The 26845-nt window shown below is 70.5% G+C and carries 26 protein-coding genes; 14 read left to right on the forward strand and 12 right to left on the reverse strand.

The window, feature by feature from the left end:
• The first annotated feature begins 270 nt into the window (after positions 1 to 270).
• A complete protein-coding gene (locus AB0I51_RS19895) occupies positions 271 to 747 on the forward strand; it encodes a DUF5709 domain-containing protein (protein WP_362976799.1) in 477 nt (158 codons plus the stop codon).
• A gap of 57 nt (positions 748 to 804) precedes the next feature.
• A complete protein-coding gene (locus AB0I51_RS19900) occupies positions 805 to 1074 on the forward strand; it encodes a type B 50S ribosomal protein L31 (RefSeq protein WP_362976801.1) in 270 nt (89 codons plus the stop codon).
• Between the two features lie 44 nt (positions 1075 to 1118).
• Here the strand turns inward: AB0I51_RS19900 and AB0I51_RS19905 are convergent, their stop codons facing one another.
• Positions 1119 to 1910: a metal-dependent hydrolase gene (locus AB0I51_RS19905; protein WP_026178646.1), complete on the reverse strand. Its 792-nt coding sequence runs from the start codon at positions 1908 to 1910 to the stop codon at positions 1119 to 1121.
• A 145-nt stretch (positions 1911 to 2055) separates the two neighbouring features.
• Between AB0I51_RS19905 and AB0I51_RS19910 the strand changes: the two genes are divergently transcribed.
• The gene (locus AB0I51_RS19910; RefSeq protein ID WP_362976803.1) at positions 2056 to 4569 is read left to right on the forward strand and encodes a DUF3516 domain-containing protein; all 2514 of its coding nucleotides are present in this window, start codon (positions 2056 to 2058) and stop codon (positions 4567 to 4569) included.
• Positions 4570 to 4588: 19 nt separating this feature from the next.
• The gene (locus tag AB0I51_RS19915; protein WP_362976805.1) at positions 4589 to 5452 is read left to right on the forward strand and encodes an acyl-CoA thioesterase II; all 864 of its coding nucleotides are present in this window, start codon (positions 4589 to 4591) and stop codon (positions 5450 to 5452) included.
• Positions 5453 to 5490: 38 nt separating this feature from the next.
• On the opposite strand, the gene AB0I51_RS19920 is transcribed toward AB0I51_RS19915, so the two are convergent.
• Complete coding sequence (locus AB0I51_RS19920) at positions 5491 to 6417, reverse strand: DUF6397 family protein (protein ID WP_362976807.1); 927 nt, start codon at positions 6415 to 6417, stop codon at positions 5491 to 5493.
• Between the two features lie 126 nt (positions 6418 to 6543).
• Positions 6544 to 6957: a roadblock/LC7 domain-containing protein gene (locus AB0I51_RS19925; RefSeq protein WP_019062680.1), complete on the reverse strand. Its 414-nt coding sequence runs from the start codon at positions 6955 to 6957 to the stop codon at positions 6544 to 6546.
• Positions 6958 to 7049: 92 nt separating this feature from the next.
• Between AB0I51_RS19925 and AB0I51_RS19930 the strand changes: the two genes are divergently transcribed.
• A complete protein-coding gene (locus AB0I51_RS19930) occupies positions 7050 to 7478 on the forward strand; it encodes a PPOX class F420-dependent oxidoreductase (protein ID WP_362976809.1) in 429 nt (142 codons plus the stop codon).
• Between the two features lie 9 nt (positions 7479 to 7487).
• Here the strand turns inward: AB0I51_RS19930 and AB0I51_RS19935 are convergent, their stop codons facing one another.
• The 5 genes from AB0I51_RS19935 to AB0I51_RS19955 all read right to left on the reverse strand — a co-directional run bounded on the left by AB0I51_RS19935 (position 7488) and on the right by AB0I51_RS19955 (position 12511).
• A complete protein-coding gene (locus tag AB0I51_RS19935; protein ID WP_362976811.1) occupies positions 7488 to 8093 on the reverse strand; it encodes an ATP/GTP-binding protein in 606 nt (201 codons plus the stop codon).
• A gap of 182 nt (positions 8094 to 8275) precedes the next feature.
• Positions 8276 to 8689, reverse strand: coding sequence for a DUF742 domain-containing protein (locus AB0I51_RS19940; RefSeq protein WP_362976813.1), 414 nt, complete (start codon positions 8687 to 8689; stop codon positions 8276 to 8278).
• A gap of 22 nt (positions 8690 to 8711) precedes the next feature.
• A complete protein-coding gene (locus tag AB0I51_RS19945) occupies positions 8712 to 9149 on the reverse strand; it encodes a roadblock/LC7 domain-containing protein (protein WP_019069336.1) in 438 nt (145 codons plus the stop codon).
• Complete coding sequence (locus AB0I51_RS19950) at positions 9146 to 11674, reverse strand: nitrate- and nitrite sensing domain-containing protein (RefSeq protein WP_362976815.1); 2529 nt, start codon at positions 11672 to 11674, stop codon at positions 9146 to 9148. The genes AB0I51_RS19945 and AB0I51_RS19950 overlap by 4 nt, the downstream gene beginning before the upstream one ends.
• A 63-nt stretch (positions 11675 to 11737) precedes the next feature.
• Positions 11738 to 12511 carry an MHYT domain-containing protein gene (locus tag AB0I51_RS19955; RefSeq protein WP_362976817.1) on the reverse strand — a complete coding sequence of 258 codons (774 nt, stop codon included), beginning with the start codon at positions 12509 to 12511 and terminating at the stop codon, positions 11738 to 11740.
• Positions 12512 to 12663: 152 nt separating this feature from the next.
• Here AB0I51_RS19955 and AB0I51_RS19960 point away from each other — a divergent pair, with 152 nt between their 5' ends.
• The 3 genes from AB0I51_RS19960 (at position 12664) to AB0I51_RS19970 (ending at position 14720) form a co-directional block, all read left to right on the forward strand.
• On the forward strand, positions 12664 to 13263 hold the full coding sequence (locus tag AB0I51_RS19960; protein ID WP_362976819.1) for a class I SAM-dependent methyltransferase: 600 nt from the start codon (positions 12664 to 12666) through the stop codon (positions 13261 to 13263).
• A 134-nt stretch (positions 13264 to 13397) separates the two neighbouring features.
• Positions 13398 to 13694: a hypothetical protein gene (locus tag AB0I51_RS19965; RefSeq protein ID WP_362976821.1), complete on the forward strand. Its 297-nt coding sequence runs from the start codon at positions 13398 to 13400 to the stop codon at positions 13692 to 13694.
• A gap of 135 nt (positions 13695 to 13829) precedes the next feature.
• On the forward strand, positions 13830 to 14720 hold the full coding sequence (locus AB0I51_RS19970) for a hypothetical protein (RefSeq protein WP_362976823.1): 891 nt from the start codon (positions 13830 to 13832) through the stop codon (positions 14718 to 14720).
• Positions 14721 to 14849: 129 nt separating this feature from the next.
• On the opposite strand, the gene AB0I51_RS19975 is transcribed toward AB0I51_RS19970, so the two are convergent.
• Together AB0I51_RS19975 and AB0I51_RS19980 are read right to left on the reverse strand one after the other, a co-directional pair.
• Positions 14850 to 15032 carry a hypothetical protein gene (locus tag AB0I51_RS19975; RefSeq protein WP_359612813.1) on the reverse strand — a complete coding sequence of 61 codons (183 nt, stop codon included), beginning with the start codon at positions 15030 to 15032 and terminating at the stop codon, positions 14850 to 14852.
• Between the two features lie 153 nt (positions 15033 to 15185).
• Positions 15186 to 16250 carry an acyl-CoA desaturase gene (locus tag AB0I51_RS19980; protein WP_362976825.1) on the reverse strand — a complete coding sequence of 355 codons (1065 nt, stop codon included), beginning with the start codon at positions 16248 to 16250 and terminating at the stop codon, positions 15186 to 15188.
• A 399-nt stretch (positions 16251 to 16649) separates the two neighbouring features.
• Between AB0I51_RS19980 and rox the strand changes: the two genes are divergently transcribed.
• Positions 16650 to 18080 (forward strand): rifampin monooxygenase, encoded by a 1431-nt coding sequence (gene rox / locus AB0I51_RS19985; RefSeq protein WP_362976827.1) that lies wholly within the window; start codon positions 16650 to 16652, stop codon positions 18078 to 18080.
• Positions 18081 to 18207: 127 nt separating this feature from the next.
• Entirely contained in the window at positions 18208 to 19554 is a 1347-nt protein-coding gene (locus AB0I51_RS19990; protein ID WP_362976829.1) for an esterase-like activity of phytase family protein, read from the forward strand.
• Between the two features lie 22 nt (positions 19555 to 19576).
• Here AB0I51_RS19990 and AB0I51_RS19995 read toward each other — a convergent pair whose 3' ends face one another.
• The gene (locus AB0I51_RS19995) at positions 19577 to 19822 is read right to left on the reverse strand and encodes a hypothetical protein (protein WP_362976831.1); all 246 of its coding nucleotides are present in this window, start codon (positions 19820 to 19822) and stop codon (positions 19577 to 19579) included.
• Positions 19823 to 20146: 324 nt separating this feature from the next.
• Positions 20147 to 21313 (reverse strand): xylose isomerase, encoded by a 1167-nt coding sequence (gene xylA / locus AB0I51_RS20000; RefSeq protein ID WP_362976833.1) that lies wholly within the window; start codon positions 21311 to 21313, stop codon positions 20147 to 20149.
• 132 nt (positions 21314 to 21445) lie between these two features.
• Between xylA and xylB the strand changes: the two genes are divergently transcribed.
• From xylB to AB0I51_RS20020, 4 genes are all read left to right on the forward strand, one after another.
• Positions 21446 to 22891, forward strand: coding sequence for a xylulokinase (gene xylB, locus AB0I51_RS20005; RefSeq protein WP_362976835.1), 1446 nt, complete (start codon positions 21446 to 21448; stop codon positions 22889 to 22891).
• A 28-nt stretch (positions 22892 to 22919) separates the two neighbouring features.
• Positions 22920 to 24152: an ROK family transcriptional regulator gene (locus AB0I51_RS20010; protein ID WP_362976837.1), complete on the forward strand. Its 1233-nt coding sequence runs from the start codon at positions 22920 to 22922 to the stop codon at positions 24150 to 24152.
• A gap of 185 nt (positions 24153 to 24337) precedes the next feature.
• Entirely contained in the window at positions 24338 to 25822 is a 1485-nt protein-coding gene (locus AB0I51_RS20015) for an APC family permease (protein WP_362976839.1), read from the forward strand.
• Positions 25819 to 26832 (forward strand): acetamidase/formamidase family protein, encoded by a 1014-nt coding sequence (locus AB0I51_RS20020; RefSeq protein WP_362976841.1) that lies wholly within the window; start codon positions 25819 to 25821, stop codon positions 26830 to 26832. Before AB0I51_RS20015 ends, AB0I51_RS20020 begins: the two co-directional genes overlap by 4 nt.
• Positions 26833 to 26845 lie beyond the last annotated feature (13 nt).

A 26845-nucleotide genomic window follows, 5' to 3' on the forward strand; every position in this document is an offset into this window, starting at 1 on the left:
CGGCGGGGGGGGGGGGGGGGCGGGGGGCGGGGTCCCCCGCGCCCCTTTGGGGGCGCGACGGCTCCGGTGGACGGCGGCTGCGCTCTCCCCGGCCCGGACCCGTGCCGTTGCGCGCGGGGGAAAAGGGGTGGAAGGCTGGGGAGCGGCACCGGTTCGGGGAGTGCCCGGGAACCGTTTGGTTCGTGCCGGGCTCCGCCTGTGCCCCGCACAGCGGCGGCCCGCCGCCGAGCGCGGTGAGTACGGGCCGGTCCCCACCACCTGGAGGTAGCCGTGAACAGCGTCGACGGATGGGGAGACGACGTCTACCAGCCCGACGGATCCGAGGTACAGGACGACGCGGGTCTGCTCGACGCGGAGGACACCCTCGTGGCCGACGGTGTCGAGGACCCGCTCGACCGCGGCTGGTCGCCACCGGACCGCCCGTGGGCGGTGGAACGCGCCGATGTCACGGCCGCCGAGCGTCAGCACGGCGAGACGCTCGACCAGCGCCTCGCCGAGGAGGTCCCGGACCTCGCGGTGTACGACGGCGACGGCCTCGGCGACTCCGAGGACACCGACGGCGAACTCCTGGACATCGAGGTCGGTGACACCCGCTCCGGCCGGCTCGTGGCACCCGACGAAGGGGCGCACGAGGACGAGGAGAGCGGCCTGATCGCCACCGACGTGGGCATCGACGGCGCGGCGGCCTCCGCAGAGGAGGCCGCGATGCACATCGTCGACGAGGACGAGGGTTCGCTCTACGGCTGACCCCGCCGCCCCTCGGCCGTCGCTCGGATCCCCGCCGTACGAGAAGCAGGAGCAGCCATGCAGCAGGACAAGCAGCCCGACTACCACCCCGTGGTCTTCCGCGACCGCTCCGCCGGATACGCCTTCCTGACCCGGTCCACCGCGACCAGCGACCGGACCATCGACTGGGACGACGGCGAGACCTACCCGGTCGTGGACGTGGAGATCTCCTCGGAGAGCCACCCCTTCTACACCGGCAAGGCCAGGACGGTGGACTCGGAGGGCCGTATCGCCCAGTTCGAGCGGCGCTACGGCGGCGGAGCGGGCCCGGGTTCCGGCGGGGTGTGAGCCGCTGCCCGCACCGACGCCGGCGCCCTTACCGAGGCCGGGCCTCAGATCACGTTGAGCGCCGCCGCGCAGCCCACTCCCCCGAGCAGTATGAACACCGGCATCAGAACCTTGAGCTCGACCCAGCTGCCCGCACGGAACCGCATGACCTTCGGCGGCCCGATCGGGTACCAGCGCTTGCGGCCCAACGGGATCGGCCACAGGATCGGGCAGCCGGAGACGGTCAGCGCGTCCCCGATGTCGTGCACCAGCGCGCCCAGCACGACCGGCAGGCCCAGCCACAGGTACTGGTGCTGATCCGTGAACAGCCAGTCCGAACCGTTGCCCGGCTTGTCGAGCACTCCGGCGAGGATCCACGCGCTGGTCGCCGCCAGCAGCCACACCAGGATGTCGCTGCTGGAGCCGCGGGCGGCCCGCCACAGCAGGCCCTCGATGGCCAGCACCATGTGCACGAAGAGGATGGCCAGCACTCCCCAGCGACCGCCCAGGATGGCCACGCCCGCACTCCCCGCCCCGATCAGGACCGCCCACAGCCAGGTGTGGGTGAGCGTGCGGTGCCCGCCGTTGCGTCGCGGGTCGCCCTGCTTCCTGGTCCCCTTGTAGACGGCGTACGAGAGCTTGTCGACGACCTCGCACACACCCCGGGAGAGGGGTCCGAAGGCCCGCGAGATGGTCGCCGCCTTGTGGTCGAGGTCCGGGGCGAGCGCGGCACCGGCGCAGATCAGGGCGCCGACCAGGACCACCGGCCAGGGCATCGGGTGTCCGGCCGCGGCGGTCGCCGCTCCGACGCCGAGCCAGGCCGCCGCTCCCGACAGTGAGTGTGCTGGTCCCATCATGGCCGTTCCCCGCCCCATTCCTCTTACGCCGCCGGTCAGTTGCTCGGGCGCCCTGACACTCTGTCGGCGACACAGCGTAGCGGTAGCGATCTTCGTCTCCGCAGCCGATTCCCCCATCGGCCACGGCGCCAGGCAAGATGGGGTCGTGACCCTCATCGACCAGTTGCCGCCGACCGCAGATCCCGACGCCCTCTACGAAGCCTTCGAGTCGTGGGCCAAGGAGCGCGGTCTCACGCTCTACCCCCATCAGGAGGAGGCGCTGATCGAGGTGGTCTCCGGTGCGAACGTGATCGTGTCGACGCCCACCGGCTCCGGCAAGAGCATGATCGCCGCCGGTGCGCACTTCGCCGCGCTGGCCCGGGACGAGGTCACCTTCTACACCGCCCCGATCAAGGCGCTGGTCTCGGAGAAGTTCTTCGAGCTGTGCAAGATGTTCGGCACCGAGAACGTCGGCATGCTGACCGGCGACGCGTCCGTCAACTCGGACGCACCGATCATCTGCTGCACCGCGGAGGTCCTCGCGTCGATCGCGCTGCGCGACGGCAAGCACGCCGACGTCGGCCAGGTCGTCATGGACGAGTTCCACTTCTACGCGGAGGCGGACCGCGGCTGGGCCTGGCAGATCCCGATCCTGGAGCTTCCGCAGGCGCAGTTCATCCTGATGTCGGCCACGCTCGGCGACGTCGCGATGTTCGAGAAGGACCTCACCCGGCGCACCGGGCGCCCCACATCGGTGGTCCGCTCGGCGGTCCGGCCGGTGCCCCTGTCCTACGAGTACAAGCTGACCCCGCTCACCGAGACGCTCACCGAGCTGCTGGAGACCAGGCAGGCGCCGGTCTACATCGTGCACTTCACCCAGGCGCAGGCCGTGGAGCGGGCGCAGGCGCTGATGAGCATCAACATGTCCTCGCGCGAGGAGAAGGACCAGATCGCCGAGCTGATCGGCAACTTCCGTTTCACCACCAAGTTCGGCCGCAATCTCTCCCGTTACGTGCGGCACGGCATCGGTGTGCACCACGCCGGCATGCTGCCCAAGTACCGGCGCCTGGTGGAGAAACTCGCGCAGGCCGGTCTGCTGAAGGTCATCTGCGGTACGGACACACTCGGGGTGGGCGTCAACGTGCCCATCCGCACCGTGCTGTTCACGGCGCTGGCCAAGTACGACGGCGTTCGGGTCCGCACGCTGCGCGCCCGCGAGTTCCACCAGATCGCGGGCCGCGCGGGCCGCGCCGGTTTCGACACGGCGGGGCTCGTGGTCGCCCAGGCCCCCGAACACGTCGTCGAGAACGAGAAGGCGCTCGCCAAGGCGGGCGACGACCCGAAGAAGCGCCGGAAGGTCGTCCGCAAGAAGGCGCCCGAGGGCTTCGTCGGGTGGACGGAAGGCACCTTCGAGAAGCTCATCACCTCCGAGCCGGAGCCGCTCACGTCCCGGTTCCGGGTCACGCACACGATGCTGCTGTCGGTCATCGCCCGCCCCGGCAACGCCTTCGAGGCGATGCGGCATCTCCTGGAGGACAACCACGAGCCGCGCAAGCAGCAGTTGAAGCACATCCGGCGCGCGATCGCGATCTACCGCTCGCTCCTGGACGGCGGCATCGTCGAGAAGCTCGACACACCGGACGCCGAGGGCCGCATCGTGCGCCTCACCGTCGACCTGCAGCAGGACTTCGCCCTCAACCAGCCGCTGTCGACCTTCGCGCTCGCCGCGTTCGAACTGCTGGACCCCGAGTCGCCGTCGTACGCGCTGGACATGGTGTCCGTCGTCGAGTCCACGCTGGACGACCCGAGGCAGATCCTGGCCGCCCAGCAGAACAAGGCGCGCGGCGAGGCCGTGGCGGCGATGAAGGCGGACGGCGTCGAGTACGAGGACCGCATGGAGCGCCTCCAGGACGTCAGTTACCCCAAGCCGCTGGAGGAGTTGCTCTTCCACGCCTACAACACGTACCGCAAGAGCCACCCGTGGGTCGGCGACCACCCGCTGTCGCCGAAGTCCGTGATCCGTGACATGTACGAACGGGCCATGTCCTTCACGGAGTTGACCTCGTACTACGAGCTGGCCCGCACCGAGGGCATCGTGCTGCGCTACCTCGCCGGTGCCTTCAAGGCCCTCGATCACACCGTCCCGGACGACCTCAAGTCCGAGGACCTGGAGGATCTGATCGCATGGCTCGGCGAGATGGTGCGCCAGGTCGACTCCAGCCTGCTGGACGAGTGGGAGCAGCTGGCCAACCCGGAGGAGATGACCGCCGAGGAGGCCCAGGAGAAGGCCGACCAGGTCAAGCCGGTCACCGCGAACTCGCGTGCCTTCCGGGTACTGGTGCGCAACGCGATGTTCCGCCGGGTCGAGCTGGCCGCCCTCGACCATGTCGCCGAGCTGGGCGAGATGGACGCCGAGTCCGGCTGGGACGCGGACGCGTGGGGCGAGGCGATGGACAAGTACTGGGACGAGTACGAGGACCTCGGCACCGGTCCCGACGCCCGCGGGCCCAAGCTCCTGCTCATCGAGGAGGAGCCGCAGCACAGCCTGTGGCGCGTTCGGCAGATTTTCGCCGACCCGAACGGCGATCATGACTGGGGCATCAGCGCGGAGATCGACCTCGCGGCCTCCGACGCGGAGGGCCGCGCGGTTGTCCGCGTCACCGACGTCGGCCAGCTGTGAGCACAGGAGAATCCCACCCATGACGAACCCGGCAGAGCGGCTCGTCGACCTGCTCGACCTGGAGCAGATCGAGGTCAACATCTTCCGTGGCCGCAGCCCGCACGAGTCCCTGCAGCGGGTCTTCGGCGGCCAGGTGGCCGGCCAGGCCCTGGTCTCCGCGGGGCGCACCACGGAGGGCGACCGGCCCGTGCATTCGCTGCACGCGTACTTCCTGCGCCCGGGCCGGCCGGGCGTGCCGATCGTGTACCAGGTCGAGCGGGTGCGGGACGGACGGTCGTTCACCACCCGTCGGGTCACCGCCGTGCAGCAGGGCCGCACGATCTTCACTCTCACCGCCTCCTTCCACAAGCCTGAGCAAGGTCCTTTCGAGCACCAGCTGCCGCCCCGCGAGGTCCCGGACCCGGAGTCCCTGCCGACGGTGTCGGAGGAGGTTCGGGCCCATCTGGGCGTGCTGCCGGAGCAGTTGGAGCGGATGGCACGCCGTCAGCCCTTCGACATCCGGTACGCGGACGGGCTGCGCTGGAGCGCCGAGGAGATCAAGGACGCCGAGCCGCGCAGCGCCGTGTGGATGCGCGCGGTGGGTCCGCTCGGCGACGATCCGCTGGTGCACACCTGCGCGTTGACGTACGCCAGCGACATGACGCTCCTGGACGCCGTCCGGATCCCCGTCGAACCCCTGTGGGGGCCGCGGAACTTCGACATGGCGTCGCTGGACCACGCCATGTGGTTCCACCGGCCGTTCCGCGCGGACGAGTGGTTCCTGTACGACCAGGAGTCCCCGATCGCGACGGGCGGACGCGGCCTGGCCCGCGGACGCATCTACGACCTGGAGGGACGCCTGCTCGTCTCGGTCGTCCAGGAGGGGCTGTTCAGAGCGCTGTGACTGGTGGACGTGCGCCGCGGCTCACCCGTTTCTGCAGCTCACGCGTTTCTGCGGCGCAGCCACCTCAACATGCCGCGTGATCGCCCGGGTTCCTGTGCCGGCTCGGACGGGTGATCGCTCGGGGACGGGGGTGGTCCGGCCCGGCGCTCGCTCGAAGGCAGCGGTGGTCGGGCTGGTTGGGAGGCGGGTCGCGGTGCCGGGCGATCGCGGCGTGCCTCGTCCAGCACCTGGGCCAGGTCCGCCCGCAGCCAGCTGATCTCGTCCGGATGGTCCGCCGTCATGATCCGCTCGGCGAGTTGAGCGGACGGAGAGCCCGGAGCTCCGTGGGCGGGAGGGCCCGGCCGGAACCGGTTCAGGTGGGCGCGCTCGTAGGGGTCCTGGACGATTTCGGCGACCTGGACGGGGTCGAGCAACGCGGACAGGGCACCTGCGCGTTCCCATGGGCCGTCCGCCTCACGGAGCAGGAATCCCAGATGGCGTCCACGCCAGTTGCGGGGCCGCAGATCCAGACCCTCCTGGAGTTGGTCGCGCAGCCCTTCGGGCGTACGGCCGTTCAACAGTGGGGTGTGGTTCTCGTCGGTGGCGAACTGCCGTAGTTCTTCGGCGAGATAGAGCCAGACGACGGCTCGGTAGCGGTTCAGATAGAACCTCACCGGCACCACCAGTCCCAGCCGGGCGAGGCGCGTGAACCTGGCGGGGGTGACCTCCAGGAGGGCCGCGCCGTCCGTGGTGCCCACGGTCCTGATGCTCTCCACGAGCGATTCCGGGAACCCCTCCACCGAGCGCAGTCGGTCGATCTCAGTACGGGCGACACGCGGGCCGCCGCCCCCTTCGTCAGGCACGGTACGGATACGTCCGAGGTGGACGGCGAGGTCGAACTCGCCTCGTTTGAGGCCCAGTTCCCGTGCCGCACGACTTGGCGTGCACGAGAGTTCCGACGGTGTGGTGATGGTGTCGCCTGCCATGGTCGATCTCCCCCGCGGAGTCCGTTGCTCACGCTGTGTGCGTTCGCGATGGACAAACCGTAGCGGGTTCGAGGAATCTCATGGCGGCCCTGTGGATAACTCCGCGGGAACGGCAGAAATCGCAGGTCAGAGGTCTGTGACGGGAGTTCGCTCGGGCTGCCGGGCGTCCACGCCGAGGTGCTCGCCGACACGGTTGACGAGCAGCGTCATCTCGTAGGCGATCTGGCCGATGTCCGCGTCCGCGCCGCTGAGGACGCACAGACAACTGCCGCTGCCCGCGGCGGTGACGAACAGGACGGCGTCGTCGAACTCGATCATCGTCTGCCGCACCCCGCCGGCGCCGAAGTGGCGTCCCGAGCCCTTGGCCAGGCTGTGCAGTCCGGACGAGACGGCGGCGAGGTGTTCGGCATCCTCGCGGCGAAGTCCCGTGCTCGCGCCGGTCACCAGTCCGTCATTGGACAGGACCAGAGCGTGGCGCACGTGCTCGACGCGCTCGGTCAGATCGTCCAGCAGCCAGCTCAGTCCCTGGTTCTGCGCCATGTTCCGGCCTCCCCGTGTCGCGTCTCCCCCTGGCCGGAGGATCTCCCGTCAGCCTTCACCACGCCCGTCGCCCGGGCAAGGAGGATAGGGGCATGGCACAGAACATGACCGATGAGGAATGGCGGCCGTTCGTCTCGCACGGCACGCGCACGGGCAAGCTGTCGACCGTTCGCGCCGATGGGAGCCCACATGTCGCGCCGATCTGGTTTCTGCTCGACGGAGACGACGTGGTGTTCAACACCGCGAAAGGAACGGTAAAAGGGCGCAATCTGGCCCGTGACGGGCGAGTCGCCCTCTGCGTGGACGACGATCGGCCGCCGTTCGACTTCGTGGTGCTGCAAGGGCGCGCCACATTGTCGGAGGAACCGGGCGAACTCCGGTACTGGGCCGCCCGGATCGGGGCCCGGTACATGGGCGAGGAGCGCGCCGAGGAGTTCGGCGCCCGCAACGGAGTGCCGGGCGAACTCCTCGTCCGCGTCACGGTCGAGAAGGTGGTGGCCCTGAAGGGAATTTCGGAGTGAGAGCTCCGATCAGCCCACCGAGTCGAGCATCCGGGCGGTGTGCATCCGCCCGGCGTACTCGACGAGCCGGATCAGCACCTCTTTCCCCGAGTCACGGTCCCGGGCGTCGCACAGGACCACCGGTGTTCCCCGGTCGAGGTCCAGGGCGCGGGAGACGTCGTGGGCGCCGTAACTGCGGGCACCCGCGAAGCAGTTCACGGCGACCACGAACGGGATGTGCCGGTGCTCGAAATAGTCGACCGCGGGGAAGCAGTCCTCCAGTCGCCGGGTGTCCGCGAGAACCACGGCTCCCAGGGCCCCCTGCGACAGTTCGTCCCACAGGAACCAGAAGCGGTCCTGGCCCGGTGTACCGAACAGGTAGAGGGAGAGGCCCGACCTGATGGTGATACGGCCGAAGTCCATAGCGACGGTCGTCGTGACCTTCTGGTCCACGCCGTCGGTGTCGTCCACCAACTGGCCGGCCTCGCTGAGCAGTTCCTCGGTGCGCAGCGGCCTGATCTCACTGACCGCGCCCACCATGGTGGTCTTGCCCACGCCGAATCCGCCGGCGACCAGGATCTTCAATGCCAGGGCGGTCGTCTCGCCGCCTTCGGCATCGGAGTGCTCGGAGACCATCGATCACTTCTCTCGGGAGTGCCGGCAACGGTCGACGTCCGTAGGTGTGCATCCTGGCAAGTGCGGCCTCACTCCGGGCGGTTGGACCGCTATTTGCCCAGTGTGACCGTCTCGCACCTGTCCGGTGTACGAAAGGGGGCACAAGTCGTCGTCGTACGCGTTCGAGTGGTGCTGAAGTTTCATCACAGTGCCCGGAGTCCCTCGATCACCTCGCGCAGAATCCGTTCGTCAGGAAGCTGCGCCGGCGGCACCGGACGGCTGACGGTGACGCAGCCGAGCTCCAGGAGATCGCCCAGGAGCACCCTGACCACTCCCAGGGGGAGGTCCGCTCCGGCGGCCAGTTCGGCGACGGACTGCGTTTCCGTACGGCACAGGTCGATGAGGGCCCGGTGTTCCGGTCCGAGCCCGGTGTCGTCGTCGAAGCCGGGCGCGCCCGCGTCCAGCGTGACCAGCGCGATCAGGTCGAACCGCACTCCTGTGGGGCCCGGTTTGGTACGCCCGCCTGTCATGGCATAGGGGCGGACGAGAGGTCCGGCCTCCTGGTCGTACCACTGGCTGCCCGGCTCGTGCGGGACACCGGTCATGTCTTCGGTCATCGGAACGGACCGCCTTCTCGCCTCATCCGGCGGCGGGAGGCCGCGCACCGACGCGTGGCGGCGTGTACAGGTGCTCGCCGACGCGCTTGACCAGCCGTGCCATCTCGTACGCCACAAGGCCTATGTCGGCAGTCACAGAGGTGAGGACGGCGAGGCAGGAGCCGTCTCCGGCCGCCGCCACGAACAGGAATCCGTCGTCCATCTCCACCATGGTCTGCCGCACTCCGCCGGCGCCGAAGTGGCGACCCGCGCCCTTGGCGAGGCTGTTGAATCCGGAGGCGACCGCGGCGAGATGTTCCGCGTCCTCGCGGTCGAGGTCGGTGGAGGCTCCGATGGCGAGGCCGTCGTTGGACAGCACCACGGCATGCCGTACTTCGCCGACGCGCATCACCAAATCGTCCAGCAGCCAGTCGAGTTCACCGGACCGCTGGGCGGCCCTCATGCTCGGGTCCTGGATCATGCGGGGTCTCCTTCGCTGCTGTCGCTGCCCGTTGCGGGGCCTGGGGTGGCGCCGCGGCCCGGCTGCCTGCCGCCGCCGCGCGTCCAGCCTTCGCGGTAGGCCGCCATCCGGTCCCGTACGACCTCCGGACTGCGGTGTTCGTCGCGGGGGGCGGCAGACGCCCGTTCCCGGTCCGCGGCGGGCTGTTCGCGGAGCTGGGGGGCGAGGCTCGCCTGCCGTACCCGGCGGGGGAGGTCGTCGCCGTCCTCGGGGCCCTCGGTGTCCTCGGGAGGTCGGTGCAGTCGCAAGGTGGTGACTCCAGGGGGCGGGGTGCCGTTCGCCGGCTCCGCCGAGGCCCGGGGCGGGGACGCCAGGGCGGGTCGGTCGGCCGGTGCCGGGACGGACTCCTGGTGCGGGGGCGGGGACGGCACGCGCGCGTACTCGCGTTCCACGGCCCGCTGTCCGTCGTCCACTGCCGCGCGGGGGGAGCGTTCGGCCGCGCCACCGTGCAAAAGGGCCGTCGGCAGCAGCACGACCGCTGTCGTTCCGCCGTAGGGCGAAGTCCTCAGGTGCACCTTGATGCCGTGGCGTGCGGCGAGCCTGCTGACCACGAAGAGGCCGAGCCGGTCGCTGTCGAAGAGGTCGAGGGCCTCGGACTGCTCGATGCGGCGGTTGGCCTCGGCCAGCGTCTCCGGGCCCATGCCCAGGCCCCGGTCCTCGACCTCCACGGCGTACCCGTTGCCGACGGGTTCGCCGGTCACGCGCACGCGGGTGTGCGGCGGCGAGAACTGGGCGGCGTTCTCCACGATCTCGGCAAGGAGGTGCGTGAGGTCGGCGACGGCTGTGCCCAGGACGGAGGCCTCGGGAAGTTGGCGTACCTCCACGCGCGCGTAGTCCTCGACTTCGGACACGGCGGCGCGGACGACGTTGGTCAGGGAGACCGGCATGCGCCAGGCCCGGCCCGGTGCCGCGCCGGAGAGAATGATCAGGCTCTCGGCGTGCCGTCGCATACGGGTGGTGAGGTGGTCGAGGCGGAACAGGTCGCTCAGTTCGTTCGGGTCCTCGGAGCGACGCTCCATGCTGTCCAGGAGGCTGAGTTGACGGTGCACCAGGACCTGGCTGCGGCGGGCCAGGTTGACGAAGACCCCGGAGATGCCGCTCGCGAGTTCGGCGCGTTCGACAGCGGCTCTCAGGGCGGCTCGGTGCACGGTGCCCAGGGCCTCGGCGACCTGCCCGGTCTCGTCCTCCGCTGCCGGTCCGGGCGGGGCCTCCGCGCGGACGTCGATCTCCTCCCCCGCACGCAGTCTCCGCATGGCCTCGGGGAGTTTGTGGCGGGCGATCGCCAGGGCGTCGTTGCGCAGACTCACCAACTCGACGACGAGACCGCGTCCGATGCGTACCGAGATGACGAGTGACGCGATGACGGCGGCGAGGCCGAGCAGGACGGCGGCGCCGGCCGGGGTGAGCAGTCCTCGTGCGAACGGGTCGGCGCGGTCCGCGACCCCGCTGCCCGCGTCCGCCTCGATGGCGCGCATGCCGTCCCGCACGCGTGCGTGCGCGTTGTTCCAGGTGCTCTCGGGAGCCGAAGCGATCGCGCGGGTGCCCGAGTTGGCGGCGAGGACCTTGTCCTCGACCGCGCCGACCACGGTGTAGGCCCCGGTGTCGGCGAGGTTTCGCCAGGCGGTGCGTTCGGAACCCCGCAGATCCGCGGTGGCGGAGTAGGTGAGGGTGCGGCGGGTGTCGACCGCGCCGGTGAACAGCCGCAGCCGCTCCCCGTCGAGGCGGCCGTCGAGACGGGCACCGGCGAGCACCACGTCCTCCTGGGACAGCGATTCCGCTGCCCGGGAGAATTCCAGCAGCACGCGCGCGTCGGAGCCGAGGGCGGCGTCCTGGATTCCGGTGAGCGCCCCGCCCACGGCGAAGGCCGTCGAGATGGTCCTCGTGTACTGCCCGTAGGTCTCGTCCCATCCCGCGCGGTGGGCCAGCACGTCGGCCCGCAGCGAGCGCAGTCGCTCGGCTCCGGTGACGAAGGTCTCCAGGCGTTGGGCGACTCCGGCCGGCAGTTCCTCGGCGTCGGCGACGGTGCTGGTGTCGCCGAGCCGCAGCCGGGCGACGGCCCGGTCCGTGTCCGCGGCCAGCCTCTTCAGGTCACCGCTCGGCTCGGCGCCGGGGTCGGTGGCGTAGCGCACCGCGGCCGACCGCTCGGCCTGCAGCGCGGTGACGGCGTCTGCGACTGGGCTGCGCACCGCCGAGTCCACATGCTGCAACTGCCGTAGCCGGGCGACGTCCTGGGCCGTGCTGACGGTGGCGTAGGCCCACAGGGCGAGCAGGGAGACGACCGGCACCATCAGCAAACAGACGATCTTGGCTCGTACGGTGCGGGGACGCATTCGCCATCGTCCCGCGCGCGGGGGCATCTCGTCCTGTGGTGCGTCGAGACGCTCGTCGAAGAGCTCGTCGGCGGGTGGTCCGGCGTGTGCGCGGCGACCGCGCACGGGCGGCGGCGTCTCGGCGCCAGCTCTGGGGGTCCTACGGGGGTTACGCATGGCCTCCTCGCTCGGAAGTGGTTCGGGGCGTGCCGTGGCGGGCCGTGGTCGGCCGACCCGCTGTCAGTGGGCGACGCTCTCGGCCGGCCGCTCGACCGAGGCGGTTGCCTCGCGTTCTCCCGTCGTCGGCGACAGTGCGACGAACGCCGAGGTCAGGAACAGATAGGAGCCGAGGCCGACGGCGAGGGGGAAGATGAACTGCATCGCCGTGGCCCCCGGCAGGACCGAGCCGGCAGGGGTGACATGCACGCGAACCGCGAACATTCCGGTGTAGTGCATGCTGGCGACGGCCGCCCCCATGACGAGTGAGGCGACGGTGACCGCGATGGGCGACTTGATGTTGAGGGCCGCCCACAGTGCCGCGGTCGCCGCGACGACGGCGATGAGGACGGAGAGCCCGACGAGCATCGGGTCGTAGCTCACGTCACCGTGCAACCGCACCGCCGCCATCCCCAGGTAGTGCATGCTCGCGACACCCAGTCCGGTGGTGAGACCGCCGAGGAAGAGCGCACGGCCCCGGTCGCGGCCGTAACCGACCGCGAAGACGCCCGCGCAGACCACGACGATGGCGACGACGAGGCTGAGCACGGTCAGTGGCACGTCGTAGCGGATGTCGGTGCCGCTGACGCCGAAGCCGAGCATGGCCACGAAGTGCATGGTCCAGATGCCGGTGCCGAGCGCGGAGGCAGCGGTGATGAGCCAGTTGCGGCGCGACCGGCCGGTCGCGCCGAGCGCGCGGACGGTGCAGCGCAGCCCGAGTGCGGAGCCCATGCAGGCCATCACGTAGGACAGCACGGGGGTCAGCCAGCCGAAGGTCGCGTGGTCCAGGTGTCCCATGACCAGGGGACGCTAGTGGGGGCACGGGTGCACAAAGGGGGCGCATTTCGAAAGGTGTTGCAATATGACGCAGAGAGACGCCTGAACGACCGCGTCACGTTCGAACGTGTGCGCCGAAGCGTCATCCGTGTCGGTGAGGGATCATGCGGAACATGAACGACGACCACACGCACGTCCGGGAATTCTTCGGTGCGCGGGCCGCGGACTGGGACAGCCGCTTCCCGGACGACGGCCCCGCCTACGCGGCGGCCGTCGCCGAACTGGCACTGCGCGCGGGCGACCGTGTGCTCGACGCGGGCTGCGGGACGGGGCGCGCCCTGCCTCCGCTCCGTGCGGCCGTGGGGCCCTCGGGAGTGGTGGTGGGGGCCGATCTGACCCCGGCCATGCTGGAGGCCGCCGTACGGGCCGGACGCGGCCGTGACGGGTGTCTACTGCTCGCCGATGTCGCCGCGCTGCCGTTGCGGTCGGAATCGCTCGATGCCGTGTTCGCCGCGGGCCTGATCGCGCACCTGCCCCAACCGGAGGCGAATCTGCGGGAGTTGGCGCGTGTGGTGCGCCCCGGCGGCACGCTGGCCCTGTTCCACCCGATCGGCCGCGCGGCACTCGCGGCGCGTCAGGGACGGCAGATCACCCCGGACGACTTGCGCGCGGAGCCCAATCTCCGTCCGCTGCTTGCCCGTTCGGGGTGGCGCATGACGTCGTACGCCGACGAGGACGCCCGCTTCCTGGCGCTGGCCGTGCGCGAGGGCTGAGCCGCACCGCTGTGGGACGCCAAGAGTGCCGCACCGCAACGCCCCCTCCTGCTGCCGCAACTCCAACTCTATGTTGGGTAGCAGTAGATGGACGGTCGACGACAGAACACCTACGCAGGGGGAAGGTGGCCAGCATGTTCGACAGGCCCCGCAAGACCTTCGCCAGAATTCTCGCCTCCACGCGCGCGGAGGCCGGCGGCAGCCCAGAACGGCGGGCGCACAACCTGTTCGAGGCCGCGGCCGTCTACGTCTCGGCACGCGCCGAGGACGACCAGGACCGGATCGACGAGGCCGCGGGCTGGGTGTCGCCGGAGGCGCTGTCCTTCGGGGTGAGCGAGCTGGCGTGCCGGGCCGTGGTCGCGCTCGCCAGGGAACGTGACGAGTCGCCGCGGACGGTGGCCCGGGCCCTTCTCGGGCTCCCCGCGGCCTGACACTTCGGGTTCCTGGTGGTCATTTCGCCCTGTCCAGACGGAAAACTGCAGCTCCGCGTGCACTTGGGAGTCGTGACAAGCGGCTTCCGGGCACACTAGGGTGCGCGCGGTTGGACGAACGATGGGGAGGCTGGGATGGCCGACACGGATGAAGAGGCCGTCGCCGCCGAGGACGACGCGCTCTATGTGCTCACGGCGGTGCTGCTGACGCCGGCGAAGTTCCCGAGTGTGCTGGGTGACGACTATCCGGAAGCCTGCGCCGCGCTCGGTATGGCGCCGCTCGCCGACGGGTACGGCCTGGTGCTCGGGCAGGACGGAGAGGGCGCGCGGTGGACGGTCGTCATCGACGACGTGTCGCTGGTCGCGGTCGCCATCGCGTCCTGGGACTGCGGCATGGAGTACGACCTGTCGCCGAGCGAGCGCACAGTGGTCGCAGCCCTGCCCGGCTGGCCGCTCGCGGTCGCGGTCGCGGCTCCCAATGTGCCCGCGCCGCACGATCCGGACCCCGACCTCGTGGACCGTCCGCTGTTGACCCCGCCGGACACCACCACTTGGGGCCCGGCGCAGCGACGGCTGGGCGCCGACGAGATCGCGCTGCAGTGGGCGCTGTGGCGCGAGCAGATCGACGACTCGGCCTTCCCCACCCAGGGCAAGGCGGGCGAGGCTTCGGAGTCGTCGCCGGGTGACGTCACCGCCGAGGACGCGTCCGAAGCGGACGAGGTCGCTGCGGACAGCAGCGGAGAAGGCCCGCAGACAGGCCACAGCGGGGTCCGCAGGGTGCTGTCGGAGGCCCGGGCGTACGTGGACGCCCCGCCGCCTCTCGGGCGCGTCAGATCGTCCTTCGCGCCGGGCGAGGCGCGCACGCTGCGTGCCGACGGCCCCGGCTGGTCGATGGTGGCCCGGACCGACGACATCGCGTTCGTCCTGCTCGACGAGGAGCCGGGCGAGGTACTGCCGGTGGGTCGGGGCCCCGAGTTGCCGAGCCTCCTGGAGGCACTCGACAAGCTCGCCGTACGGCCCAGTTGAGCGGTCGTACGCTCCCCATGGTCGGGCATTGTCCGCGGGGCTGCTGTCAGCGGCCCCGCGGACGGTGCTGCGCTGTTCCCTGCTCCCGCGCGCCGGACGGGAGCGCGGTGGGGCATCGGTGTGTCGGTGTCAGCGCCCGATCTCCTTGCCCGCGGCGCGGCGCAACCGACGCCTCTGCGAGGGATCCAGCGTGAGATACGCGGCGGCCGGCACTCCCACGACGATCAGGAATGAGACCCACCAGGGCAGCCAGATCAACAGGATCAGTCCGACCGCCACACCTCCTACAACGATCTTCGTGTTCCTCGACATGTGTTGCCTCCTCCGCGGCCACGGCCGCTCTCTGATGTGAAAACGGGTCCGCGCTTCCCACAGTTCCGGACAGCGACCCTGAAACATCCCTGAGACGCTTCCCCTACTGGTCCCCGAGGGCGACCCGCCCCCGCGCCTTCAACTGCTCCGTCGTCACTCCGTCCACTCCGGCCTCAGCGGCTCCCCCACCTCGTGGAGGTGGCGCAGGGCCTGTCGGTAGGAGTCGACGAGCCCCGTCTCCACATAGGGGATACCCACATCCTCGCAGTGGGCGCGCACCAGCGGCTGGGCGAGCCGCAGATTGGGCCGGGGCATGCTCGGGAAGAGGTGGTGTTCGACCTGGTAGTTGAGCCCACCGAGGAACCAGTCCGTCAGGGGGCCGCCCCGGACGTTCCGCGAGGTGAGCACCTGGCGACGGAGATGGTCCCATCGTTCGCCGTTCGGGTCCGGCATCTCCATGCCCTTGTGGTTGGGGGCGAAGGCCAGTCCGAGGTGCAGTCCGAACAGGGCCTGGTGCAGTGCGGCGAACGCGAGCGCCTTCCCTGGGGACATCGAGGCCAGCAACAGCGCGGCGTAGGCCGCGACATGGCCCACCAGGAGCGCGCCTTCGACGGTCCGTTCGCGCCGGGGCTGCCGCCGCAGATCCTGGAAACCGTGCACCTTGAGGGCGATGCCCTCGAGCAGGGTGAGCGGGAAGAACAGCCACGCCTGGTTGCGGGTGAGCCAACGCCGGAAACCGGCACGGTACTTGGCCTGCTCACCGGTGAACACGAGGATGTCGGCGACGACGTCCGGGTCCTTGTCGATGTGGTTGGGATTGGCGTGGTGGCGGTTGTGCTTGTCGTTCCACCAGGAGTAGCTCATTCCCAGCAGCAGGTTGCCGTGGATCAGACCGATGAGGCGGTTGGCGGTCCTGCCGCCGGCGATCTGGGTGTGGCCCGCGTCATGGCCTATGAACGCCGTACGGGCGCCGAACACGGCGAGCAGCGGGGCCAGGAACAGAGTCGCCCAGGAGTCGCCGATCAGGACGATGCCGGTCACGATGCCGGCCAGCGAGAGGGCGTTGGCGGAGACGCAGAGCACGTACCAGGCGCGCCGCCGCTCCAGTAGGCCTCGGCTCTTGACCGTGCGCAGGAGAGGCGCGAACTCACTTCCTGGGGACGCCACTGCGGCATTCCCGGGATCATGCGCGCCGACGACTGCGGTGGTCTGGGACATGTCCGGTCTCCGGCTCTCTCAGGCAACGGGGTGACCTGAGCAAACGTACGAATCGGTGACCGGTCGCGACCATGGCGGCACCCCCCGTGTCCGTACGGGGGTCACCCGGGTCCTCACAGGGGGGTTGACGACACCCCCGGCGACCCGGCCCCAGGAAATCGGCCGCCCGGAGAAGTGTGTCGGAATTGCGTCGGAAAAAGACAAAGGCAAGGAGGTCGTCCGCTCCTTGCCACACCCAACGTATAGCGCAGTACGGGGCTTGCGGCAAGGCCCCCGTAGTGCCGCAAAATGGCCGACCGAGGCCAGGACCTGCGGAAACGCATGGTTCGTAGAACAGGTGCCCTCAGGGCGGCCGACAGGAAAGCAATCTCGTCGAATGGGCGTTGAATGAGCGTTTCGATGACGGACGTGATCGTGGTCGGCGGCGGGCCGACCGGCTTGATGCTGGCCTGCGAATTGCGGCTGCACGGCGTGCGCGTGGTCGTACTGGAGAAGTTGACCGAGCCGACCGGGGAGTCCCGCGGGCAGGGTCTGCACACGCGCAGCGTCGAGATCATGGACCAGCGCGGTCTTCTCGACCGGTTTCTCGCGGTGAATGAGAAGTTCGTGGCCGGTGGCCTCTTCGGCGGCATCGTCAAACCCTGGCCGGACCGGCTGGACACGGCTCACCCCTATGGCGTCGCCACCCCGCAGCCGGTCACCGAGCGGCTGCTCGGCGAGCGTGCCGTCGAACTCGGTACCGAGATCCGGCGCGGCTGCGAAGTAGTCGGGCTGAGCCAGGACGCGGCCGGGGTGACCGCCGAGTTGGCGGACGGCACGCATCTGCGTTCGCGCTACCTCGTCGGGTGCGACGGTGGCCGCAGCGCCGTGCGCAAGTCGCTCGGCGTCGGTTTCCCCGGGGAGGCCGCCACGGTCGAGACACTGCTGGGAGAGATGGCGGTGACCGAGGATCCGGCCACGATCACCGCCGTCGTCGAGGAAGTCCGCAGGACCCAGCTGCGGTTCGGCGTCAGCCCCGGCGAGAACGGGATGTACCGCGTCGTGGTGCCCGCGGACGGCGTGGCCGAGGACCGTGCGACCCCGCCGACCCTGGAGGACTTCAAACGGCAGCTGCGGGCCGTCGCGGGCACCGACTTCGGCGTGCATTCGCCGCGCTGGCTGTCACGGTTCGGCGACGCCACACGGCAGGCCGAGCGCTACCGGGTCGACCGGGTACTCCTGGCCGGCGACGCCGCGCACATCCATCCACCGACCGGCGGGCAGGGGCTCAACCTCGGTGTGCAGGACGCCTTCAACCTCGGCTGGAAGCTGGCCGCCGCGGTCAACGGATGGGCTCCGGAAGGGCTGTTGGACAGCTACCACCTCGAACGGCATCCGGTGGGCGCGCGCGTCATCGACAACACGCGCGCGCAGATCACGCTTCTGGGAACCGATCCGGGTGCGACCGCACTACGGGGGCTGTTCTCCACGCTGATGGACTTCGAGGAGGTGAACCGGTACGTGACCGAGATGATCACCGCGGTGGGCATCCGCTACGACTTCGGCGACGACCATGAACTCGTCGGCCGGCGGATGCGGGACGTGAAGTTGACGCAAGGGCACCTCTACGGGTTGATGCACGGCGGCCGGGGGCTGCTGCTCGACCGGACCGGCCGGCTCTCGGTGGCCGGTTGGGCGGATCGCGTCGACCACGTCGTCGACGTCGGCGAGGAAGCCGAACCGGACGTACCCGCTGTCCTTCTTCGACCGGACAGCCATGTGGCCTGGGTCGGTGACGATCAGGAGGACCTGCTCGATCGGTTGCCCAAGTGGTTCGGTGCCCCGCGCTGAGTGCAGCTTTCGGACCCGCGCCTGCCCGACGAGCGGCCGACACCCTGGATTCATCCAACCGTCGACCGCGGTTCCTCATGGGGACCAACTCCGGCCGCTGTCAACGAATTTGTCCTCAGGAGGCCAGATGTCCCCGCACGCCCCCGCCCGGCGCCGCGTCCGTCGTCCCGTCGCGGCGGGTGTCCCGCTCGCCCTGGTGGTAACCCTCATGGCGGCCCGTACGGCCGCCGGAGCCCCCTCCGGGAACGGGGCCGCCCATGTCACCCGCACCGCGACACTGGGCGACATCCCGCTCGGCGCGTTCAGCAACGCGCTGCTGCCCGGGGCGGTGGACAACGACCGGGGAGTGGACCTCGGCGGCATCGGCAGCGACATCTACCCGGCCGGCCGCAAGGGCGAGTACTGGACGATCACCGACCGCGGGCCCAACGGCCAGATCAAGGTGAGCGGGACGAAGCGCCGTACGTTCCCGGTACCCGGTTTCGACCCGGCGATCGTGAAGATCCGTGTCTCCGGGGACACGATGAAGGTTCTGGACGCCATCCCGATCACCACGTCCTCCGGGAAGGGCGTCACGGGGCTGTCGAACCAGCAGGGACGCGACGAGGCGCCGTACTCGTACGACGCGCAGACGCCACTGTCGTACAACCCGAACGGGCTGGACACGGAGGGCGTCGTGCGGGCCGGGGACGGTTCGTTCTGGCTCGTCGACGAATACGGCCCTTCCCTGGTGCACGTCTCCGCGCGCGGGAAGGTGCTCACGCGGTACGTGCCCAAGGGTTTGCGTCTGACCGGGGCCGACTACCCGGTGGTGGAGGCGCTGCCGGCCGTACTGCTGCACCGGAAGATCAACCGAGGCTTCGAGGGGCTCGCCCAACTGCCCGGCGGTGACCTCGTGATGGCCCTGCAGAGCCCCCTGTCGCTGCCGGACGGAGACGCCGGGAACGCGTCGCTCAACACCCGTCTGCTGCGCTTCTCCACGAAGAAGAAGGCGGTCACGGCGGAGTACGCGTACCGCTTCGACCCGGTGGACGTGGTCGACCCGAGCGAGGACGACACGTCGGAGCTCAAGATCTCTTCGGTGGTCGCCGTGGGCGGTGACCGGCTGCTCGTCGAGGAGCGCACCGACAAGGCCGCCCGGCTCCAACTCGTCGAGCTGGAGCGGAAGTCGAACATCCTCGGCGGTCGCTACGACGACGACACGACGTCCCCGTCCCTGGAGCAGCTCGACGACCCTGCCGCCGCGGGTGTCCCGGTTCTGGCCAAGAAGCTGGTCGTGGACCTGGGGACCGTTTCCCGGGTGCCGCAGAAGATCGAGGGCGTCGCGCGCGTGGACCGCGACACGCTCGCCCTGGTCAATGACAACGACTTCGGGATGACGGACGGAGCGGGAGCGTTCGACGCGCAGGGACGGCTCGTCGACAGCGGCGTGGAGACGACCCTGGTGTACGTGAAGCTGCCCCACGGCATCTAGGAGCCGTCGGCTCCTGAGGGAACTAGCCGAGCAGGGACGGGAGCACCGACTCGATGTCGCTCGGGATCCCGCTCGGCAGTTCCGAGGGAAGTTTCGTGGGAAGCGCCGTCGGAAGCTTGGTCGGCAGGCTGGTGGGCAGTTTCGTCGGAAGGCTCAGGGACGGGCTCTTGCTCGAACTGCTCTCCGTCGGCTGCTTCTTGTCCGGTGAGTCGTGTCCCCCGAAGACCATCAGCGCGACGGCGACGACGGCTCCGGCCGCCACGATCACGGTGAGCAGGACGAACAGCGGTCGGGGGCGCCTACGGGGCGGCGGTTCGTAGTCTCCGTAGCCCCCTCCCGATCCGTGCCCGAAGTCTCCGGGAGGTGGTCCGAAGCCGCCCCCTTGAGGCGGGGTGGCGTCCGGTGGCCCGGGCGGTCGAGGCGGTACGGGCGGCATGGCCATACCGACAAGAGTCGCCGCGCAGAGGTCATGACGCGACCCCCGCGCGGTGGTTGATACGGACTCATGCCATGGATCGCATGATTCCGAGCATTCCGTGCGGGGGCCGGTCACAGTCGGGTTCGTGAGTGACGCACGCGTGCGTGCGTGCCGTCAGCCGCGTGCTCCCAGGAGGTGGTCCATGGCGAGCTGGTCGAGCTGCTCGAAGGCCATCCCGCGCTTGGCGGCGGCCTCCACGTCGAAGTCCTCGAACGCCGAGCGGTCCGCGAGCAGCGCCTTGAGGCCGTCCGCGGCGGTCTGCTGCGCCAGTTCGTCCAGACGCGAGGCGCGCAGCGCCTCCTGGACCACCGGGTCGGCGCGGAACGCGGCCGAACGCTCCTTGAGGATCAGGTAGTTGCGCATGCAGCCGGCTGCCGACGCCCACACGCCGTCGAGGTCCTCGGTACGCGGCGGCTTGAAGTCGAAGTGCTTCGGGCCGGCGTAACCGGCGCTCTCCAGGAGGTCGACCAGCCAGAAGGCGGCACGCAGGTCGCCGTTGCCGAAGCGCAGGTCCTGGTCGTACTTGATGCCGGACTGGCCGTTGAGGTCGATGTGGAAGAGCTTGCCCGACCACAGGGCCTGGGCGATGCCGTGCGGGAAGTTGAGCCCGGCCATCTGCTCGTGGCCGACCTCGGGGTTGACGCCGTAGAGCTCGGGGCGCTCCAGGCGCTCGATGAACGCCAGGGCGTGGCCGACGGTGGGGAGCAGGATGTCGCCGCGGGGCTCGTTCGGCTTGGGCTCGATGGCGAACTTGATGCTGTAGCCCTGGTCGGTGACGTACTCGCCGAGGAGGTCGAAGGCCTCCTTCATGCGGTCGAGAGCGACGCGCACGTCCTTGGCCGCGCCGGACTCGGCACCCTCGCGGCCGCCCCAGGCGACGTAGGTCTCGGCGCCGAGCTCGACCGCGAGGTCGATGTTGCGGATCGTCTTGCGCAGGGCGTAGCGGCGCACGTCGCGGTCGTTCGCGGTGAACGCACCGTCCTTGAAGACGGGGTGCGTGAAGAGGTTGGTGGTCGCCATCGGCACCTTCATGCCGGTCGCGTCGAGGGCCTCGCGGAAGCGCTTGATGTGCGACTCGCGCTCGGTGTCCGAGGACCCGAAGGGGATCAGGTCGTCGTCGTGGAAGGTCACACCGTGGGCGCCGAGCTCGGACAGCCGCTGCACCGTCTCGACCGGGTCGAGGGCGCGGCGGGTGGCGTCGCCGAACGGGTCCCTTCCCTGCCAGCCGACGGTCCACAGGCCGAAGGTGAACCTGTCCTCGGGGGTGGGCTGGTAGTTCATGACGCGGCTCCTTGTTGCTTCGCTCCGACTATTTCGTCATGGCGGTTTACAAATTAGTATGCCGGAGCGTCTCTGGGAAGGGACAATGTGTCTCCGGGCGGAGACACATGCCGCACACAAGGGAGAAACCCGATGTCAGCAGCCGAGGGTCCGCTCGTCGTCGGTGTGGATTCGTCCACCCAGTCCACCAAGGCACTGGTCGTCGACGTGTCCACCGGCCAGATCGTCGCGAGTGGCCAGGCGCCGCACACCGTCTCCTCGGGGGCGGGCCGGGAGAGCGACCCCCGCCAGTGGTGGGACGCCCTGTGCGAGGCCCTGCGCCAGTGCGGGGACGCGGCTCACGAGGCGGCGGCGGTGTCGATCGGCGGCCAGCAGCACGGCCTGGTCACCCTGGACGCCCAGGGCGAGCCGGTACGTCCGGCCATGCTGTGGAACGACGTACGGTCGGCGCCGCAGGCCACCCGTCTGATCGAGGAACTGGGCGGCCCGAAGGCCTGGGCGGAGCGCACCGGCAGTGTGCCGGGCGCCTCCTTCACAGTCACGAAGTGGGCCTGGCTCGCCGAGCACGAGCCGGAGGCCGTGCGCGCAACGGCGGCCGTACGCCTCCCCCACGACTACCTCACCGAACGGCTCACGGGCCAGGGCACGACCGACCGCGGTGACGCCTCCGGCACCGGCTGGTGGGCCTCGGGGACCGAGTCGTACGACGAGGAGATCCTCCGGCATGTCGGGCTCGACCCGGCGCTGCTGCCCCGGGTGGTGCGACCGGGCGAGGTGGCGGGCACCGTGCGGGACTGCCACGGCCTGCCGTTCTCCAAGGGCACTCTCGTCGCCCCCGGAACCGGCGACAACGCGGCCGCCGCGCTGGGCCTCGGCCTGCGCCCCGGCGCGCCCGTGCTCAGCCTCGGCACCTCGGGCACGGTGTACGCCGTGTCGAAGCACCGCCCCGCCGACCCGTCCGGCACGGTCGCGGGTTTCGCCGACGCGCACGGCGACTGGCTGCCCCTGGCCTGCACCCTGAACTGCACCCTCGCCGTCGACCGGATCGCGACCCTGCTCGGCCTGGACCGGGAGGCCGTGGAACCCAGCACGTCGGTCACGCTGCTCCCCTACCTGGACGGCGAGCGCACCCCGAACCTCCCCAACGCCTCGGGCCTCCTGCACGGCCTGCGTCACGACACCACCGGCGGCCAGCTCCTCCAGGCCGCCTACGACGGTGCCGTACACGCCCTGCTGGGCGCGCTCGACCTGGTCCTCGACGAGGACGCGGACCGCACGACACCGCTGCTGCTGATCGGCGGGGGCGCGCGGGGCACGGCCTGGCAGGAGACGGTACGGCGGCTGTCGGGGCGTCCCGTCCAGGTGCCCGAGGCGAGGGAACTGGTCGCGCTCGGCGCTGCCGCGCAGGCCGCGGGCCTGCTGACCGGCGAGGACCCGGCCGCGGTGGCCCGCCGCTGGAACACGGCCGCCGGGCCGGTGCTGGACGCCGTGGAGCGGGACGAGGCGACGTTCGCCAGGATCTCCGGGGTACTCTCCGACGCGGCTCCGCTGCTCGAACGCGACCCGAGCGGCCGTTGACGCACACCGATCGAGGGCTGAGGGAGGCATGACCGCACCGCTGCACGAGGCGCACCCCGCCCGGCCCGGACGTGCCCTGCCCGACACCCAGCAGGGCATGCGCCGCCGCAATCTCGCCCGGGTGATGCACACGGTAAGCGCCGAGGGTCCGCTCTCGCGTGCGGCCGTCGCCTCGCGCATCGGGCTGACCCGTGCGGCGGTGTCGACGCTGGTGGACGAGCTGATCCGGTCCGGACTCCTCGAAGAACTGGGCCCCGAGCGGCCCGGCCGGGTGGGCCGCCCCGGATCGGCGCTCGCCGTCAGCGGGCGCGGTCCGGCCGGGATCGGCGCGGAGGTCGGGGTCGACCATCTCGCCGTCTGCGCGGTCGATCTGCGCGGCGAGATACGGGCCCGGGCGGTGCGGCACGGAGTGAACCGCGGCCGTTCCCCCGAGCCGGTGCTCGCCGAACTCACCGCGCTGGTACGGCAGGTCGTCGCCGAGGCGGACGCGGAGGGCCTGTGGCCGGCCGGGCTCGCGGTCGCCGTGCCCGGTCTGGTTGCCCGCGACGGCCGTACGGTCGTCCGCGCCCCGAACCTCGGCTGGCACGACACGGATCTCGGCGCCCTGCTGCCCACCGAACTCCCGCCCACGGTGGACAACGAGGCCAACTTCGGCGGGCTCGCCGAACTCTGGCTGGGCGAGACCACCCCGCGTGACTTCCTGCACGTGTCGGCCGAGATCGGTATCGGCGCGGCGGTCGTGGTGGACGGCGGGCTGCTGCGCGGAACGCGCGGATTCGCGGGCGAGTTGGGGCATGTGCCGGTCCACCCGGACGGGCCGGAATGCGCGTGCGGGGGGCGCGGCTGCCTCGAACAGTACGCGGGCGAGGAGGCGGTACTGCGCGCCGCCGGCCTTGAGCCCGGCGCGGACCGGGTCGGTCTGCTGGCCACCCGCGCCGCCGACGGCGACGAAGCGGTACGACGTGCTCTGTACGACGCCGGTACCGCGTTCGGAATCGCCCTGACCGGCGCGGTCAACCTGCTCGATCCGCAACTGGTGGTGCTGGGCGGCGCGCTGTCCGGGCTCGCGCCCTGGCTGCTGCCTTCGCTGGAGGCCGAGTTGGCGCGGCGCACTGCGGGGCCGCCCTGTCCGGTGTCGGTGTCGCTGCTGGGGCCCGAGGGGCCGCTGCTGGGGGCCGCGCACTCGGTGGTGCGGGCCGTGCTCGACGACCCGGCGGCGGTGGCTGAACGGGCTGTGGACATCGTGGCCGAACAGGCCTGAAACACAAACGACTTCACTCTTCCGAGTGGCCGGGTTTTCCACAGATCCTCCGTCGTCCACGGAAGCACGCCACGCCCTACTGCCCAACCCGCAAGCGCCGTACCGTGATTCACGCGAGACGCAGCCGTCGTGTCGTGACGGCGGCGGGCGTGCACGGATGGACAGGTGGACGAGGGGGGATTCACGTGTCGGCGGAGACAGTTCAGGGGCTGCGGCGGGATGCCGTCGGCCTGCGCGAGGTTCTCTTCCAGAGCGTCACGGCGATGGCGCCGGCCGCCGCGGTCGCCGCGTCGATCCCGTCGGGCGCGGCCTTCGCGGGCGGCAGTCTGCCGCTGTCGGTACTGATCGCGCTGGTGGCCTGTCTGTTCACCGCGTCCTGTGTGGCGGAGCTGGCCCGGGAGTTGCCCGCCGCCGGTTCGGTGGCCACATACGCGGCGCAGGGACTGCATCCGGCCGTCGGCTTCCTGGTCGGCTGGGGCTACGTCTTCGTGGAGGCACTGGTCCCACCGCTGCTGCTCCTCCAACTCGGCTTCACCACGGCAGGCACCCTGCACCAGGAGTGGTCCTCGTATCCGGAGAGCCTGTGGTGGCCGTGGGCACTCGCGGGCGCGGCGATCATCGCGGCGGCCGGCTGGTTCGGAGTGCGCGCCTCCGCCCGCTTCGGCACGGTCCTCGGCGTCTTCGAGATCCTTGTCTTCCTGGTCTTCGCCATCTGGCTGATCGGCAGGGCCGGCAGCGCCAACACCCCGTCGGTGTTCGGCACTTCGCACACGGGGAAGGACCACTCGGGGCTCGGCGGTGTCTTCGCAGGCTCGGTCTACACAGTGCTCGCGTTCGCCGGGTTCGAGGCCGCGGCACCGCTCGCCGAGGAGACCCGGGACCCACGCCGGACGATGCACCGCGCGGTGCTCGGCGCGGCCCTCGGTATCGGCCTGTTCTACGTGCTGACGACCTACGCCATGACGGTGTACTTCGGCCCGGACCGCTTCGCCGGGTTCGGTGCCTCCGGCGCGGCGTCCTGGGAGGGGGTGGCACGCGCGTCGTTCGGCCTGTTCTGGGTGCTGGTGTTCCTGGCCGTGGTCAACTCGACGATCGCCAACGCCAACGCGTGCGCCACCGTCTCGACCCGCACCGCCTTCGCCCTGGCCCGCATCCGGGTACTCCCCCGCGTCCTCGCAACGCTGCACCCCCGCCACCGCTCCCCCGTCACCGGAATCGCCGTGCAGACCGTCGTCGCGGTGGGCGCCGTACTGGGCCTCGGTTTCGGCTACGACCCGGTGACCGCGTTCCTCCTGCTGGCCACCGTGATCGTCACGGTCGTCATCGGCGTCTACATCGTCGTGAACCTGGCCTGTGCGGGCTACTTCCTGCGCCGCGGACGCGAGTTGCTCAAGCCGGTACGGCACCTGCTGGTGCCCCTCCTGGGGATCGTGGCATTCGTCCCGGCCCTGCTCACCGCGGCAGGCCTCCCGGTCTTCGACTTCGTCACCGAGCTGACCGCTCCCGTCTCGTACGCCGGACCGGTCGTCGGCGTCTGGATGGCGGCAGGGGTCGTGGTGCTGCTGGTTCTGCTGCGGCGCCACCCCGAGCGAATAGCCGAGACCGCCCGTGTCCATCTCGACGCACCCGTCTTCAGCGGTTCTCCTCAGAACGGAGCAGTACAGCCATGAACGACCCACGGATCCTGACGGTTCGGCCCGAACCGGGCGAGTACGCCTGGACGTTCGGCGGTGCGCCTCCCGTGGCACGCATCGCGCCCGGCACGGTTCTCGACCTGTACACGGAGGACTGCTTCGCCGGGCGGGTGCGGTCCGAGAAGGACCTGGTGTCCGAGGTGTGCGAGTTCCCGTTCCTCAATCCGCAGACCGGTCCCTTCCATGTGGAGGGCGCGGAGCCGGGCGACACGGTCGCCGTGCACTTCGTGTCGATCGAACCGGCCCGCGACTGGGCCGCCTCCACCACGGTCCCCCTCTTCGGCGCGCTCACCTCGACACACACCACGGCGACACTGCAGCCGCCGCTTCCGGAGACCGTCTGGATCTGGCAGTTGGACCGCACCCGCCGTACGGCGTTGTTCCGCGCGCGGGACAGCGACATCGAAGTCGAGCTGCCCCTCGACCCGATGCACGGCACGGTGGGCGTGGCCCCCGCCAACCTGGAGGTGCGGTCGGCGCTGGTGCCCGACGCGCACGGCGGGAACATGGACACACCCGAGATGCGGGCCGGAGTCACCTGCTATCTCGGGGTCAACGTCGAGGGCGCGCTCCTCAGCCTCGGCGACGGGCACGCCCGGCAGGGCGAGGGCGAGACCTGTGGTGTCGCGGTCGAGTGCGCGATGAACACCGTGGTGATCGTGGAGCTGCTCAAGGGCGTCGCGACTCCCTGGCCGCGCATCGAGTCGGACACGCACATCATCTCGACGGGTTCGGCACGCCCGCTGGAGGACGCGTTCCGCATCTCCCAGCTCGACCTGGTGCGCTGGCTGGTGCGGGACTACGGGTTCAGTGAACTCGACGCCTACCAATTCGCCACCCAGGCGGTCGAATCGCCGTTGGCCAACGTGTGCGACACCAACTACACCTGCGTGGCCAAGATCCGCAAAGAGTGGCTGCCCGCGAGCGAGACTCACCGAGGGCTGCACGAGCGGTTGCGTGCGACCGCGGCGGCCCTCCGGCACTGAACCGAAAGGCAAC

The sequence above is a fragment of the Streptomyces sp. NPDC050549 genome (assembly GCF_040655035.1).
Classification (GTDB): Bacteria; Actinomycetota; Actinomycetes; order Streptomycetales; family Streptomycetaceae; genus Streptomyces.